This is a genomic window from Dysgonomonas hofstadii, from assembly GCF_014196915.1.
In the GTDB taxonomy this organism is placed as follows: domain Bacteria; phylum Bacteroidota; class Bacteroidia; order Bacteroidales; family Dysgonomonadaceae; genus Dysgonomonas; species Dysgonomonas hofstadii.
Genome location: NZ_JACIEP010000005.1, coordinates 112,049 through 128,828, shown reverse-complemented (window position 1 = coordinate 128,828; position 16,780 = coordinate 112,049). Strand labels below are relative to the sequence as shown.

Sequence of the window (16,780 nt, the reverse complement as noted above, 5' to 3'; positions counted from 1 at the left end):
AACCATTTGTTCATCCACATCATTTTTATCTCCACTGCGCAACTTCGTCCACAGAAAAACGGACAGATGGCTTACCACCCTCTGCTGCTTTACCTATAGATAACAGAAGAACAGGCATATACCGGCTAGCATCCAGCCCTAAAGCTTCGGTTAGTTCTTTCCGTTGGAATCCTCCTATAGGATTAGTATCATAACCATAATTTTTAGCCGACAACATCAGTTGCATGATAACAAAGCCGCAATCGAGAAAAACCGAGTTCTTCAACCTGTCTTCGGTATAACTGGCTCCGTAGCCTGTCATCATTTCCAGCATCTTATCTTTATATTCCTGTGTCATCAGTCCGTGTTCCACATTGGCCGACAATACCTTATCGGCAGAAGTATAGTTATCCATATCGCCATATATGGCTATGATGGCCGACGATGTCTCCCACTGAATCTGGTTGAACATCATGTAGGGTTTTATCATTTCTTTGCCCTCTTTGCTGTCTATCACAAAAAAACGCCAGGGTTGCAGATTGAAAGATGATGGGGCCGTCATGGCATCCTGCAATATATTTGCCATCTCTTCCTTACTTATTTTCACTGCCGGATCGTACTTTCTTATCGAAGTCCGTTCCATGAACAATAGATTTTCCCTGCTTTTAACTTCCTTTAATTGCATATTACTATTATAATTTAATGTAGATGAAAGAAACAAAGGTATAAAATCTAATCCGAATGTTTTATCTTTGCCTGACAAATAAAAGGGATTCATCAGTTTATCGGAATATAAAAAAAGTCGTTTATTTTGTTCATTTTGGCATTGCCCAAAACGAACCAAAAGGCTACTTCGTTTACCGCCGACCTGACATTGGCTTTGCCGGCTAAACCAGATAAACTCGCCTACGGCTCAAACAGTATTTGGTTTCACACCGCCTTCAGCCGTCAGGCGCCCGGCTTGTAAACCTATGCACGGGAAGCTGACGCACTAGTGGCTTCGCCCGGTGGCATTAGGCCGGAGTGCTGGGCACCCGTCAAGTGAAAGGGACGTGAAATTAAAAGCATCCGATAGGACAATCTTTTAATTTAGTCCGTGAGCCTGTAGCGGGTAACACGGAGGGCGAGCCACCAAAGACTTTTTGCATTCTTTTGGGGATTTGGCCAATCAACGATCGACGAAGCGTAGGCGAGTCAAAAGAATGACAAGCAATCTTTGATTGTGCGTAGTAAAAAATAAACAACCGATTTATAACAACAATAATTTACACATTAATATACTTTTTAATGTATTTTTGCGTTATTAATTCTGGAATAAATAAGAACTACAAATATGATAGATTATATAAAAGGTGAAATAGCTGAACTTACACCAACATCAGTTACTCTGGAAACATATAATATAGGCTATTTCATCAATATTTCACTAAATACATACACCAGACTTTCAGGAAAGAAAGAAGCTAAACTCTTTGTATACGAATCCATTAGGGAGGATGCTCACGTTTTGTTCGGCTTTACAGACAAACAAGAGCGTGAAATGTTTCTTCTACTTATCAGCGTTTCGGGCATCGGAGCAGGAACCGCGCGCGTGATGTTATCATCGATGAACACACAGGAACTGGCTAATGTAATAGCATCGGGCAATGCCGACATGCTGAAAACAGTGAAAGGTATAGGATTGAAAACAGCACAGCGTGTGATCGTCGACCTGAAAGACAAGATTAAAACAACAGGCATAGATCAAGCTGACATATTTCCTGTTTCTCATCCTTCGGGTGAAGAAGCCATTGCAGCGCTTGTAATGCTGGGATTCCCGCAACAGGCATCGCAAAAAGTGGTAGCGAAAATATTAAAGGATAAGCCGGATAGTGTAGTCGAAGAAATAATAAAGACAGCACTCAAAATGCTCTAATTTTTTTTACGGAATTGAAAAAATATAGTAAATATTTATTCATAACAACTCTGTTCATTAGTTCGGTAAGTTTGTTTTCCGGCATATCCGGAAAGCCGGATTTTTCTTTTCCCGAAGCCGAAAACATATCTCACCAAGCCAATGACACAGCACCCCGTTATCCCGTAAAAAAAACACAGATCACCACATACAAAGACCTGAAGGGTAAACCACCAGTGGATCTGAAAGATCCTTCGAACCTGAAAACGACAATAGAATACGACCCGAAGACCGGTCTTTACATCTTCCGCACCAAAATAGGAGATGAAGAAATATCCACCCCTTTCTCTCTGACCCCTGAAGAATATATGGATTATAGACTGAAAGAATCTATGTCGAGCTATTTCAGAGGGCGCAATACCTATACTCCGGGTGAGGAAGCAGATAAGGACGAGTTTTCATTGAAAGATATACAACTGAATATTGGCCCGGCCGAACGTCTTTTTGGCGCCGGAGGTGTAAAGGTGAGAACGCAGGGATATGTTGAGGCCAAGATGGGTGTAAAATACAATAGCTCGGACAACCCTACCCTGTCGGAACGCAACCGTAAGCGCACGGCTTTCGATTTCGACCAGGATATACAATTAAACGTAACCGCATCCGTAGGCGATAAGATCAATTTCGGGATGAACTATGACACAAAAGCCCTCTACGACTTCGATTCAAAAAAGCTAAAACTGGGCTACGAAGGTCAGGAAGACGAAATAGTAAAGAAAATAGAGGCAGGTAACGTCAGCATGAGCACCACTAATTCCCTGATCAATGGAGGTACTGCCCTATTCGGAATAAACACAGAACTACAATTTGGAAAACTACGGGTAAACGCTGTAGTCTCACAACAGGAATCACAGTCGCAAACGACAAATTCTCAGGGCGGAGTACAAAACCTTGAATATGAAATAAGGGCTGACGAATACGACGAAAACAGGCACTTTTTCTTAGGGCATTACTTCAGGGACAACTATGATTATGCGATGAGCAAGATTCCCTATGTCCAGTCGGCCGTAACCATTACCAAAATGGAAGTGTGGATAACCAACAAGCGGGGCGATTATACTCAATCGCGCAACATTGTAGCTTTTGCAGATCTGGCAGAGCATGATTCTATAAAAAATACTATACGCTGGTCAAAGGTAGGAAGTGAAAACATTCCTTCTAATAAAGTCAACAACTTATATAGCACCTATAAAGACGAATCAAAGGTAAGAGATATAACGCAAATCACATCTTATCTGCAAGGTGAGCAAAACCTGGAAACTGGCTTAGATTATGAGAAAGTAGAGAGCGCACGTCTGCTTAGTTCTTCCGAATACTCTTACAATGCACAATTAGGATATATCTCACTAAGTTCGGCACTACAGGCGGACGAAGTGCTTGCAGTGGCATTCGAATACACGATGAAAGGCAATACTTACAGAGTTGGAGAACTATCAACTGATAATATTGACAAGAACAATACTTCAGACAGCAGTAATCTGGGAACACTTATCGTAAAATTATTAAAGCCTGTTTCTCTTACTCCATCCTCTTACTCATGGGATCTGATGATGAAAAACGTTTACCGCATCAGCGACAACGCCATACAGCAAGACCGCTTCCGGCTGAATATCTCCTATCAATCAGATACACTGGGTACATATATCAACTATATCCCCGAAGGTAAGATAAAAAACCAACGTCTGTTGCAGGTGATGAGCCTCGACCGGCTGGATTCCCGTAACAATGAAGTAAACCGGGGCGACACGATCTCGGGCGATGGTATTTTCGACTTCGTGGAAGGATTCACCGTCAACTCCCAGACCGGACGTATCTTCTTTCCTGTGGTAGAGCCATTCGGTGACCACTTGCGAAAGAAGATAGGATACGATGCAATAGCAGATAAATATGTTTATGACGAATTATACGACTCTACACTTACTGTTGCACGCCAGATAGCAGAGAAAAACAAGTTCAAGCTATTTGGATCGTACAGGGGATCGGGTACAAACAATGCGGAAATAGATCTTGGATCAACAAATATCCCACAAGGATCTGTAGTACTCACAGCAGCAGGAGCTCCGCTGACAGAGGGTGTAGACTACATTGTCGATTATATTGCAGGTAAAGTAACCATCATCAACCAGAACCTGATAGATTCGAATACCCCCATACAGGTAACGAGCGAAGGCATGTCACTGAGTATGCAAAGAAAAACATTACTAGGGCTTAACCTGAGCTACGATATTTCCAAAAATTTCAATATCGGCGGTACCATCATGCACTATTACGAAAAGCCGCTGACCACCAAAACCGAAATCGGAAACGAATCGGTAAAAAATACCCTGTGGGGACTAAACACCTCATTCCGAACCGAATCGATGTGGCTTACCAACCTGATTGATAAACTGCCGTTTGTAAACGCAACACAACCGTCGCAAATAAACTTCAATGCCGAATTTGCGCATCTGATCGCCGGGCATTACCAAAATAAAGAAGCCGGTGGATATTCGTATCTTGACGATTTTGAATCATCCCAGTCACGTATCGACATAAAAAGTCCGTATGCCTGGACATTATCGTCAACCCCAAGTATGTTTGAAGAATCGAAATTAAGCAACGACATAAACTATGGGAAGAACAGGGCGCTGCTGTCATGGTTTTCGATAGACGGATTATTTAACCGCAAAGGTTCGTCGCTGACTCCTCAACATATAAAAGATGATCTGGATCAACTATCAAATCACTTTGTGCGTGAGATTTATATTAATGAAATATATCCGAACAAAGACCTGGCATATAATGAAGCCGCCACGATTTCGGCACTGAACCTGTCTTTCTACCCTGGAGAAAGAGGCCCTTACAATGTAGTTGCCTCGGACATAGGCTCTGATGGCAAATTTATTACTCCAAAAGAAAAATGGGGAGGTATCACCCGCAAAATGGACGTAAGGGACTTTGAAACATCGAATGTAGAATACATTGAATTCTGGCTGATGGACCCGTTTGTATATAACAATATAACACAAAACGAAGGGGGCGACCTATACATTAATCTGGGAGAAATTTCAGAAGATGTTCTCAAAGATGGGAAAAAATTCTATGAAAACGGTTTGCCGACAGATGATGACCCCGACGCCGTAGAGTGGACAGTATGGGGCAAAGTACCTAAAAGACAATCAACCGTCTATGCATTCGATAACAATAATGGAACCGAGGGCCGCCGCAAACAAGATGTCGGACTCAATGGACTCAGCACAGAAGAAGAATTCCAATACAACACCTACAGTGATTATGTAACCCAATTCGAAAATAAATTGAATGCTTCTGCCAGAGAGGCTCTTCGTAACGATCCGTTCTCTCCGCTCAACGATCCGGCCGGAGACACCTATCACTTCTACCGTGGAGCTGATTACGACCGCGATAAAGTAAGCATTCTCGACCGTTACAAATATTACAACAACACAGAAGGGAACTCTCCTGACACCAGCGACTCGGGCGAAAGCTATTCTACAGCGGCAAAAAGTGTTCCCGATGTAGAAGATATAGATCAGGACAATACCCTGAACGAAACCGAATCTTACTTTCAATACAAGATAGAGCTTGATCCGAATAAAATGAATGTCGGGCAGAATTATATCGCCGACAGCCGGAAAGTAAAAGTAAATCTTCGAAATGGCAAAGAGCAGGATTCGGAAATCACCTGGTACCAGTTCAAAGTACCTGTGCGTCAATATGAAAAAAGAGTAGGAAACATACAGGATTTTAAGAGCATCCGTTTCATGAGAATGTACTTACACAACTTCGCGCAAACCACTTTCCTGCGTTTCGGGACGCTTCAGCTGGTTCGTGGCGACTGGCGTGCATACGAACAAACACTGAACAAGAACGATGAACCATCGGGCAGTGGAACAATAGATATAGCAACGGTAAACATAGAAGAAAACTCGGAGAAAAAACCTGTGAATTATGTCGTTCCTCCAGGCATCAGCCGCCAACAGGATCCCGACCAGGCACAAATCATAAGGGAAAACGAACAGGCTCTTTCTCTGCGGATTCTAGATCTGGATGCAGGCGACGCCCGTGCTATTTATAAAAACACATATTACGACCTGAGAAGATACAAGCGCCTGCAACTGTTCACTCATGCCGAGGAAGTAATCGACAAGGAAAAAGTTTCGAAAGGAGAGCTGACGGTTTTCCTCCGTCTGGGGTCTGATTATAAAAACAACTATTATGAATACGAAATTCCCCTGAGCATCACACCAGAAGGTTCGTACAGTACCAATAACACAAACGACCGGTATGCTGTATGGCCTACGGGCAATATGTTCGACTTTCCGTTGGAATTACTGAAAGATATAAAGCTTAACCGCAACAAGGAAAAAAGGAAAGCCGGATCGTCCGTTTCATATACCACCCTGTATCACGAATACGATCCTGAAAAGCCGGAAAACAAAGTCAGCGTAATAGGTAATCCTTCGCTGTCGGATATCAATGTGATAATGGTCGGTGTCAGAAACAACTCCCGCACCACCAAATCAGGTGAAATATGGATAAACGAACTGCGCCTTACCGACTTTGACGAAGACGGCGGATGGGCTGCACAAGGCAATCTCAACATTGCATTGTCGGATGTAGGTACCATCTCCGTATCGGGACGAAAAGAGACCGTAGGATTCGGGGCTTTGGATCAAAGTCTCATGGAAAGGCGTATGGACGACTATACCAGCTATAGTATAGCAGCCAGCGTGGAACTGGGCCGTTTTCTGCCCGAACAGGCAAAAGTGAAATTGCCTGTATATTACTCTTATTCCAACCAGACATCCACTCCTGAATATGACCCGTTCGACCAGGACGTAACCCTGAAAGAAGCACTGAGCCTTGTGGATACCAAGGCCCAAAAAGATTCGATAAAGAGTCTGGCGCAAGATAAAACCACGACAAAAAGCATTAGCTTCAATAACGTCAAAGTAGACATACAGAGCAAAACACCTATGCCTTACGACCCGGCAAATTTCAGTTTCGGTTATTCATATAGTCAGACGGAAACAAAAAATCCGACCACAGTATACGATCTGACTAAAAATTATAAGGCAACGCTCAGTTATATTTACGTACCGTTGAGTAAGACATGGGAACCTTTCAAAAACATAAAAAATAGTAGCGGAGCAAACAAATTCCTGAAATCGCTAGGCTTCAATTATTTACCTAGTTCTATATCATTCGATTCGAATATTACACGTTACTACACCGAAACCACCACACGCGACATAGAAAGCTATACCCTGGGCGGGACAAACGATCAATACCAATTCCTGTCGTGGAGCCAGTCATTCCTGTGGGACAGGGATTTCAATATCAACTGGGATTTTACCCGTAACCTGAAGTTTGCTTTCCAGTCGGGTACAAGAGCCGAGATAGAAGAACCATACCTGCAAGTAAATAAGAAACAAAATCCTGACGATTACGAGATATGGAAAGATGCTGTTATACGCAGCCTCAAAAGCCTGGGCGATCCGCTGTCTTACAGGCAAGTTACCAGGTTGACCTACCAACTGCCTTTCCGCAGTATACCCGTACTGGACTGGATAGACTCTAATGCCAGCTATCAAAGCGGTTATCAATGGGACCGGGGAGCGAAAATCGACGATGTGGAAATAGGCAATACCATCAGTAACAATATGACGCTCGATTTCACCAACAGGCTGAACCTGACAAATTTCTATAATAAAATAGAATATCTGAAACAAGTGAACGAACGCTTCGACGGCAGAAGAAGACCTCAATCGCCAGCTCAACGGGAAAGAGAAAGGCAAAAACGGGAACCTGAAAGGCGTCGGTTCTCACACAATGTATCCCTGACGAAAGACTCTGCGATAACAGTCTCTCACAACCTGAAAACAAAAGACATAGAGGTAAACGCCCGCAAAGACGGAAAAATATATCCTATAAAATTTAAGAAAAAAGACGATAATACGATTCTTATCACCAACAAGGATTCTGCCAATATAGAAATAAATATTGTGGGCAAGTACAAGCAAGACGGAGAAGGATCGAAAGTACTGAAAGACATCGCCGATTATTCGGCAAGGGCACTAATGTCTGTACGTACCATTAACTTTAATTATTCGAAAAGAAACGAAACTTACATATCTGGATTCCGTCCGGGTATCGGTGACATTTTCGGTCAAAAGAACTCTGATTACGGGCTGGTTCCGGGATTAGGATTTGCTTTCGGCTTCGATGGTGGACAGGATTTTATAGACAAGTCTCTTGAAAGGAACTGGCTTGTTATGAATGATAGCCTCAACATAAATCCAGCCATATATAACAATATGGAAAAATTCGAGTTCAGGGCGCAACTGGAACCAATCAAAGACTTAAAGATAGAACTAAACGCCAACTATGAAAGAAATAAGCGGACAGAGGTTCAATATATGTACGATGGTTCGCCCCGCAATCTGGGAGGTAGTTTCTCCATGACCACAGTAGCCCTATCGACAGCCCTCAGGAGCAGTAATGCCGATAATAATTATTACTCGAAGGCTTTCGAAACATTCCTGGAGAACAGACGCATTATAAAAAACAGGCTGGAAGCTAAATACGCAGGCAGAACATATCCTTCCGGTGGATTTATGGCAGAAGTAGCCGGAGGATTATTTCAGGGAGAACAGTATACCCCGGCCTTGGGAGAAGTGGATATAAATTCGGCAGATGTGCTCATTCCGGCATTCATCTCGGCGTATACAGGCCGTGATGCAGGGAAAATTACCCTTTCGGCATTTCCTTCGCTATTAGCCCTACTGCCAAACTGGACGATTTCTTATGACGGGCTCTCCAAAATATCGTTCCTGAAAGACAGGGTAAAATCACTGCGGTTGAGTCATGCCTATTCATGTTACTATCAGGTAAGCAATTACAGTTCGTATTCGGGATGGATGGACACAGGCGACGACCTCGGTTTTATACGTGATGTACTAAACGGAAATCCAGTTCCGTCCTCACCTTACGATATTTCATCGGTGGGAATATCCGAAGTATTTAATCCGTTGTTTGGGATCGACGGTACATTAAATAACAATATGAATATCAACGCGCGTTATAACAACGCACGCACGTTAACCCTTAATATGTCATCTTACCAGATAATAGAATCTACGCAGAAAGAATTCGTAGTCGGACTGGGGTACCGCATCAATGAGTTTAACAGGATACTGGGAATTCACAGGAGCGGGACATCGCAAATCAATAATGATCTGAATATAAAAGCTGATATATCATATAAAACAACTGCTGCCCTGCTGCGAAAAATACAGGAAAATTTCACTCAGGCAACAAGTGGCACGACTATTGTTACATTAAAAGTATCAGCCGATTATACGATGAGCCGGGCACTCACTTTACGGGCGTTTTACGACCGTATACTGAACAAGCCACTCATTACATCGTCGGCGTATGCAACAACTAACAGTAATTTTGGAATAAGCTTAAAATTTACTCTTATACAATAAAATACGTATATTTGCTTGCATAAAAAAAAAAATACTGTTAAGTTTATTTTTTCAAATGTTAAACAATATCTTTGCTTAATTGTTAAATAGTAAATTAGATGTGTAATTTAATATATATAAATATATATAGCTTTTTAATTAAAGAACAGGCCACAAAAAAATGAGAAAATCGACAATTTGGATATTAGCCGCAATAATGGCAGTCGCTTTTTCCGGCCTCATATACATACAAATAGAGTATCTGAAAGAAACAATAGGCTGGCGAAACGAACAATTTGATGAAGCCATAAACAGGAGCCTCGAGAAGGTTTCGACAGATATACAAAAAGACCAGGTAAAAAAGTATCTCAGTGAAGAGTCGCTGGAATACCAGAAAAAGCAGGCAGCCGCTTACAACAGGGCATTAGCTCTTCAGAATCAGCAATATCAGGAAGAAACGGTTACACACCAGCTAAGGGGAAAAATGAAAGCTGATGATGGTTCTGAAGTAAATATTGAATATAATATTTCGAGTACAATACAGACCCCACCAAAGAGCCAGGTATTCCAGTCACCGGCAAAAGACCGAACCAATGCCATATCGAAAACGATTTTCGATATGCAGGACGAGGAGAAAAAAAGGCTCATATATGAAACCAACATAGTGGATGAGGTCATAACCCAGCTAATGAGTACGGCCAGTAATGTGCCTATCGAAGAACGTGTGAACTTTAAAGAACTGGAGACCAGTATAAAAAACGAAATAAAAGTAAATGGCATAGAGTTGCCATTCCAGTATGAAGTAGTAGACAGGAACAATAAACCAATATATCAGCAGCCTCTCTTTACAATGGAAGGAAGAAAGGATTATTATTCAAGGCCTATTTTCCCAAACGACCGGCCTGATAAAGTTGTTTACCTGAAGGTATTCTTTCCCGATAAATCGAAATATATATTCCGGGAAATATACTTCCTGTATCCGGCAATCGGATTTTCCTTCATCCTGCTGGTCACATTTATTATAACAATATTCATCACATTCCGGCAAAAGCGTTTATCGGAAATGAAGAGTGATTTCATGAACAACATGACTCACGAGCTGAAAACCCCGGTGTCGACAATTTCGTTGGCAGCGCAAATGTTGAAAGACGGTTCGATAACCAAATCGCCCGAGGTATTTAAGCATATATCGGGGGTTATAAACGACGAAACCGAGCGTTTGAGCCTGCAGGTAGAGAAAGTCTTGCAGATGTCCCTTTTCGAAAAGCAAAAGGCGACGCTCAAAATGAAAGAACTCGACGCAAACGATATCGTTGTACATGTTGCTAACACCTTCCAGTTAAAAGTCGAAAAATTTGGAGGAAACCTCGACATCGATCTGGAAGCTACCGAGTCCACAATAAATGCAGACAAAATGCACTTTACGAATGTGTTATTCAACCTGCTGGACAATTCGGTAAAATACAGGCGTGAAGACGTCCCGTTGGAATTAATGATACGGACGTGGAACAATAGTAATAAAATCTACATTTCCATCGAAGATAATGGAATAGGTATCAGGAAGGAATATGTAAAGAAAATATTTGAACGTTTCTACCGCGTATCTACCGGTAACAGGCACGATGTGAAAGGCTTCGGACTGGGACTGGCATATGTAAGAAAAATAGTAGAGGATCATAAAGGAACAATAAAGGCCGAGAGTGAACTTGGCAAAGGCACCAAATTTATAATTTGCCTGCCCGTTATGAAAAATAGTGATTAAAAATTGGAGATTGTAAATAAGTTAAATAAGTAAGTTATGGAAGAAAGATTGAAATTATTTTTATGTGAAGATGACGAGAATCTCGGCATGCTACTGAGAGAGTATCTTCAGGCAAAAGGTTATGACACAGACTTATACACCGACGGGGAAGCCGGATACAAGGGGTTTGTAAAAGAAAAATATGATCTGTGCATACTCGATGTGATGATGCCCAAGAAGGATGGTATCACTTTGGTTAAAGAAATCAGGGCTATAAACACAGAGATCCCGATCATATTCTTGACAGCCAAGAATATGAAAGACGATATTCTGGAAGGTTTCAAAGCCGGCGCTGATGACTATATAACCAAGCCATTCAGTATGGAAGAGCTTGTACTGCGTATCGAAGCCATCTTCCGCCGGGTAAAAGGCAAAAGAAGCAAAGAACAGCAGATTTACCAGTTTGGAAGTATGAACTTTGATACTCAGAAACAAATTCTGACTATTAACGGCAACAGCACTAAACTGACAACTAAAGAAGCTGAACTTCTCGCATTGTTGTGCGCTCATGCTAACGACATTCTGGAAAGGAATCATGCCCTTAAACAAATATGGGTAGACGATAACTATTTCAATGCCCGTAGTATGGACGTGTACATTACTAAACTTCGTAAACTGTTGAAACCTGATCCTAGTATTGAGATAATCAACATACACGGTAAAGGTTATAAGCTGATAGCCCCTGTGAACGAAGAAGAAGGTGCTGAGTAAACATTCGTTTCAATAAATTATAAAAGCTATATCTAATTATAAAGGTATAGCTTTTGTTTTTTTAGTAACTTTGCACTCTAATAAAAGTTGAGGAAAATAAAATGAAACAATATCACGATTTACTGGAGCGGGTCCTCGATGAAGGCGTACAAAAAAGCGACCGCACAGGAACAGGCACAATAAGCGTATTCGGGCATCAGAGCCGTTACAATCTGGCAGACGGGTTTCCTGTACTAACAACAAAGAAATTACATTTAAAATCTATTATATACGAACTGCTCTGGTTTCTGGCTGGCGACACCAATGCGAAATACCTGCAAGATCATGGGGTTCGCATCTGGAACGAATGGGCCGATGAGAATGGAAACCTCGGACATATCTATGGTTACCAATGGCGGTCGTGGCCTGATTACGACGGTGGACACATCGACCAGATAACCGAAGTAGTAAATACAATAAAAACCAATCCTGATTCGCGCCGTATTATTGTAAGCGCATGGAATGTAGGTGACATTAAAAATATGAATCTCCCACCCTGCCATGCATTTTTTCAGTTCTATGTAGCCAATGGAAAACTAAGCCTGCATCTTTACCAACGCAGCGCTGACATTTTTTTGGGTGTACCGTTCAATATAGCATCCTACGCACTGCTCCTGCAAATGATGGCACAGGTGACAGGACTTGAAGCCGGGGAATTCGTTCACACGCTGGGCGACGCGCACATCTACACAAACCATCTGGATCAGGTCAAATTACAATTAACCCGTGATTTCAGGCCGTTGCCTGTAATGAAGATAAATCCTGATGTTAAAAGTATCTTTGATTTTAAATTTGAAGATTTCGAGTTGGTCGGTTATGATCCTCATCCGCATATTAAAGGTGAAGTGGCGGTGTAAAAGAATTATGAATGAGAAATTATGAATTATGAATGAAATAACATAATTTATAACTCTCATCAATTCATAATTCATAATTTCTCATTCATAATTCATAATTCTAATAAGTGCTTGCATATTTCATTACATGGCTGATCATATCCTTTATCCTCTATACATCAGGGGATATGCTGATCGTTATATATAATAAAGTATGCAAAACAAAAGAAAATTATGGTTTCATCGATAAATTATTACTGGGACTATCTTTCCTTGTAATACCTCTATCCATATGGTCTCTCTGGCTACCATCCAACCATATTTTTCTCGCGATTATACTATTTGTATGCATCGGATATCGGGGAATCAGTTACCGGAAAACCAACAATATTTTATCAGGTCTGAAAAAGAAAACCCGGGGAATACTCAGCCCTTATCAGATTACGATATTAGTTATATCGATTCTGGTATCAACGTTCTTTTTCACATGGCAACACGAGGTATACGACTCTGCTTTCTACCATCTCCAGAATATAAGATGGAACGAAGAATATGCCGTCGTTCCGGGACTGGCAAACCTGGAAGGTAAACTTGGATTCAATTCCAATTATTTCCTGATAAGTGCCATATTCACATTTCGCTTTTTCCTGCACGAAGCCATCTATCCGTTACAGCCGCTGATTGTCACCACAATAACATGCTGGGTATTATATGAATTATTCAAATCACGGTATGAAAGTAAACGGTTTTTTATTCTTATCGCCTATATATTGTTATTCTGGATTTCGATATATTTCCTGGGAAATACTTCGACAGATATAATACCTAACTTTATAGCGTTTTATATCCTGGCACGTATTATATTATATCCGGAGTTGTTAAAAAAGAATTACCTCATAGGAATTATACTACCTGTTTTTCTGGTCACAATAAAGCTTTCGTTTTTCCCTCTGGGTATAATAAGCCTGTATTCACTTTTTCATCTTATCAAAAGAAAGGAATACAATGCTCTGTTATTCGCCGTCACCATCAGCCTTTTAATTATTATCCTGTGGCTGATACGCAATGTAATTATATCAGGTTATCTGATCTATCCCCTTCACGAAATAGACTTATTCAATTTCGACTGGAAAGTACCTAAAGAAGTTGCGATAAAAGAAAAAGATTACATCTTCGACGTCGGATACTACTTTTTCCGAATTGCGCTGAAATACCCATGGATGAGCGTCAGAGATCCATTATGGATCAACATCCTGACCGATATAATATATTTATTCACATTTGCGTCTTTAGCTGTTTTTGGATATCTGTTTATAAAGAGGAAGAAAAGCACAGACAACCATATACGTCTGATATATGCAGTAATATTATTATCCATCATTGTATGGGCAATAGGAGGACCTGACATACGCTTCCTGTCTGGCATATTATGTGGCAGTATATTTATAGGAGCAGTCTTGTTATTTGGCAATAAGCGAATAAGCGCAAAGAAATTCAGCAATTTCCTTGCTGCAGCATTCATCATTAGCATATTTTTCTGGACTTTCAGCAGATATTACGATTTTTCATCTCAGACAAAAGGACAAGAAACCCACCTGGTTCTGCATCTACTGGAAAAACCATACACTGTAAGGGATCAGCAACTGGCAAAAGGGTTCGACCTGGATAGTAAATTTTATGCTTATCCCATCAATAACAATCTTTCTATCAAAGCCAGCTACTATCCCCCATACGATATTGCATTACCCGCGACCATGCACAGCCATTATGCAAAATTCCTGCCCATAGAATGCATCGAAGCACGGGGATATACAATTCAGGAAGGGTTCAGGGCAAAAACGAATGCAGATAATAAATAAAAAACCTATCATTATTTTTGCTAATTCACTGATATTTTGTAATTTTGCGAGCCGATTATTACGAAATAAAACGTAAAAAATTGATTAGCAAACAATTATCGCTTATTATATCTTAGCTCGATAAGCGGATAAGAGTTGTGCGGATCAAAAAAAGTAATTAACCAAATTAATTTTTAAGTAAGTGGATACTTTAAGTTATAAGACCATTTCAGCCAACAAAGCAACCGCACAGAAAGAATGGGTTGTAGTTGACGCTACAGGACAGACACTGGGACGTATGGCGTCTAAAGTGGCTAAACTTCTGAGAGGGAAGTACAAACCAAGTTTTACCCCGCACGTAGACTGTGGCGATAATGTAATCATTATCAACGCAGACAAAGTTGTGCTTACAGGTAACAAATGGAATGACCGTGTATATTTGAGATATACAGGCTATCCGGGAGGACAACGGGAAATGACTCCTGCACGTTTGATGGAAAAAGGTGCAGACCGCCTGGTTCTGAAAGTAGTAAAAGGTATGCTACCTAAAAACCGTCTTGGTGCTGCTCTTTTGAAAAACCTTCATGTATATGCAGGCGCAGAGCACTCTCACGAAGCTCAACAACCAAAATCAATAGATATTAACGCTCTTAAATAATAATTAATGGAAGTAGTAAATGCAATAGGAAGACGCAAAGCCGCTGTGGCCCGCGTATTCGTAAGCGAAGGAACCGGAAAAATCGTTATCAACAAACGTGAACTCGACAATTACTTCCCTTCAACTATTCTTCAGTATGTTGTGAAGCAACCGCTAAATACACTTGGCGCTGCCGAAAAATACGACATCAAGATCAACCTGAACGGTGGAGGATATAAAGGACAGGCAGAAGCTGCACGCCTTGGTATCGCCCGCGCTTTGGTGAAGATCAACGCTGAAGATAAAGCTGCGCTTAGAGCTGAAGGATTTATGACTCGCGACCCTCGTGTTGTAGAACGTAAAAAACCGGGACAACCGAAAGCAAGAAAAAGATTTCAATTCTCAAAACGTTAATTTGGATATTATCTTACCCAATCACGCTTTGCCGGCTTTGGCCGCATAAAAGTTATAAGTTGGTTAATATATGATGAGTCGGCCTCATCGCACGAAATGACGTTTAGTATCTAAATTGCCGGGACTTCTTACAATGAGCTACCCGACAATTCGCTAACAGAAAAAGAAAGTAAACGAAACAACAAAATTTAAAATGGCAAAATTAGAATTCGACCAGTTACTCGATGCCGGTGTACATTTCGGACACCTTAAAAGAAAATGGAATCCGGCAATGGCTCCTTATATCTTTATGGAGCGCAATGGTATTCACATCATTGACCTTTACAAAACAATAGCTAAGACAGAAGAAGCTGCTGCTGCTATGAAGCAAATGGCTAAATCCGGTAAAAAAATATTGTTTGTAGCTACTAAAAAACAAGCGAAACAAGTTGTTGCAGACCTTGCACAATCAGTGAATATGCCATACGTGGCAGAACGCTGGCCAGGTGGTATGTTGACTAACTTCCCTACCATCCGTAAGGCTGTGAAGAAAATGGCGACTATCGACAAAATGATAAAAGACGGTACATTTGAAACCCTTTCTAAAAGAGAAAGACTTCAGGTTACACGCCAACGTGCTAAACTTGAAAAGAACTTAGGTTCTATCCAGGATCTTACCCGTCTGCCGTCAGCTATTTTTGTAGTAGACGTAATGAAAGAAAACATTGCAGTAAAAGAAGCTAACCGCCTTGGTATACCTGTATTCGGAATGGTGGACACAAACTCTGATCCTCACGATATAGACTTTGTGATCCCGGCTAATGACGATGCGGCAAAATCAATCGAACTTATTCTTGGAAGCCTTTGCGATGCTATCAAAGAAGGACTGGAGGAAAGAAAAGTTGAAAAAGCTGATTCAGCGGCTGCCGAAGCTCAGGAAGAAGGCGATGCACCAAGAAGAGAGCGTAAAGCTAAAGCAGGTGCTAAAAAAGCTGTGACAAAAGAAGATCAGGATGCAATCAATGCTGCTGTTGCAAGCAAGTTTGCTAAAGAGGACGAAGAATAATTAAAGTATATAAGACTAAGAATTAGCCTCTGAGAATCTTCTTGGAGACTATTTCTT

10 protein-coding genes are annotated in these 16,780 nt (G+C 41.1%); 9 read left to right on the top strand and 1 reads right to left on the bottom strand.

The window, feature by feature from the left end; all coding sequences use genetic code 11:
- Window positions 1-25 precede the first annotated feature (25 nt).
- Window positions 26-757, bottom strand: coding sequence for a nitroreductase family protein (locus tag GGR21_RS07985; RefSeq protein ID WP_246348028.1), 732 nt, complete (start codon window positions 755-757; stop codon window positions 26-28).
- 555 nt (window positions 758-1,312) lie between these two features.
- Here GGR21_RS07985 and ruvA point away from each other — a divergent pair.
- The 9 genes from ruvA to rpsB all read left to right on the top strand — a co-directional run bounded on the left by ruvA (window position 1,313) and on the right by rpsB (window position 16,723).
- Complete coding sequence (gene ruvA / locus GGR21_RS07980) at window positions 1,313-1,894, top strand: Holliday junction branch migration protein RuvA (RefSeq protein ID WP_183306686.1); 582 nt, start codon at window positions 1,313-1,315, stop codon at window positions 1,892-1,894.
- Between the two features lie 14 nt (window positions 1,895-1,908).
- Window positions 1,909-9,423 (top strand): T9SS outer membrane translocon Sov/SprA, encoded by a 7,515-nt coding sequence (gene sov, locus GGR21_RS07975; RefSeq protein ID WP_246348027.1) that lies wholly within the window; start codon window positions 1,909-1,911, stop codon window positions 9,421-9,423.
- Window positions 9,424-9,583: 160 nt separating this feature from the next.
- Window positions 9,584-11,164 carry a sensor histidine kinase gene (locus GGR21_RS07970; RefSeq protein ID WP_183306685.1) on the top strand — a complete coding sequence of 527 codons (1,581 nt, stop codon included), beginning with the start codon at window positions 9,584-9,586 and terminating at the stop codon, window positions 11,162-11,164.
- 36 nt (window positions 11,165-11,200) lie between these two features.
- A complete protein-coding gene (gene rprY, locus GGR21_RS07965; protein ID WP_183306684.1) occupies window positions 11,201-11,914 on the top strand; it encodes a response regulator transcription factor RprY in 714 nt (237 codons plus the stop codon).
- 101 nt (window positions 11,915-12,015) lie between these two features.
- Window positions 12,016-12,810: a thymidylate synthase gene (locus tag GGR21_RS07960; RefSeq protein WP_183306683.1), complete on the top strand. Its 795-nt coding sequence runs from the start codon at window positions 12,016-12,018 to the stop codon at window positions 12,808-12,810.
- Window positions 12,811-12,917: 107 nt separating this feature from the next.
- Window positions 12,918-14,648 carry an LIC_10190 family membrane protein gene (locus tag GGR21_RS07955; protein WP_183306682.1) on the top strand — a complete coding sequence of 577 codons (1,731 nt, stop codon included), beginning with the start codon at window positions 12,918-12,920 and terminating at the stop codon, window positions 14,646-14,648.
- 181 nt (window positions 14,649-14,829) lie between these two features.
- Window positions 14,830-15,285, top strand: coding sequence for a 50S ribosomal protein L13 (rplM, locus tag GGR21_RS07950; RefSeq protein WP_183306681.1), 456 nt, complete (start codon window positions 14,830-14,832; stop codon window positions 15,283-15,285).
- Window positions 15,286-15,291: 6 nt separating this feature from the next.
- Window positions 15,292-15,678 (top strand): 30S ribosomal protein S9, encoded by a 387-nt coding sequence (gene rpsI / locus GGR21_RS07945; RefSeq protein WP_183306680.1) that lies wholly within the window; start codon window positions 15,292-15,294, stop codon window positions 15,676-15,678.
- A gap of 193 nt (window positions 15,679-15,871) precedes the next feature.
- Window positions 15,872-16,723, top strand: a complete 852-nt coding sequence (gene rpsB / locus GGR21_RS07940) for a 30S ribosomal protein S2 (RefSeq protein ID WP_183306679.1) — start codon at window positions 15,872-15,874, stop codon at window positions 16,721-16,723.
- Window positions 16,724-16,780 lie beyond the last annotated feature (57 nt).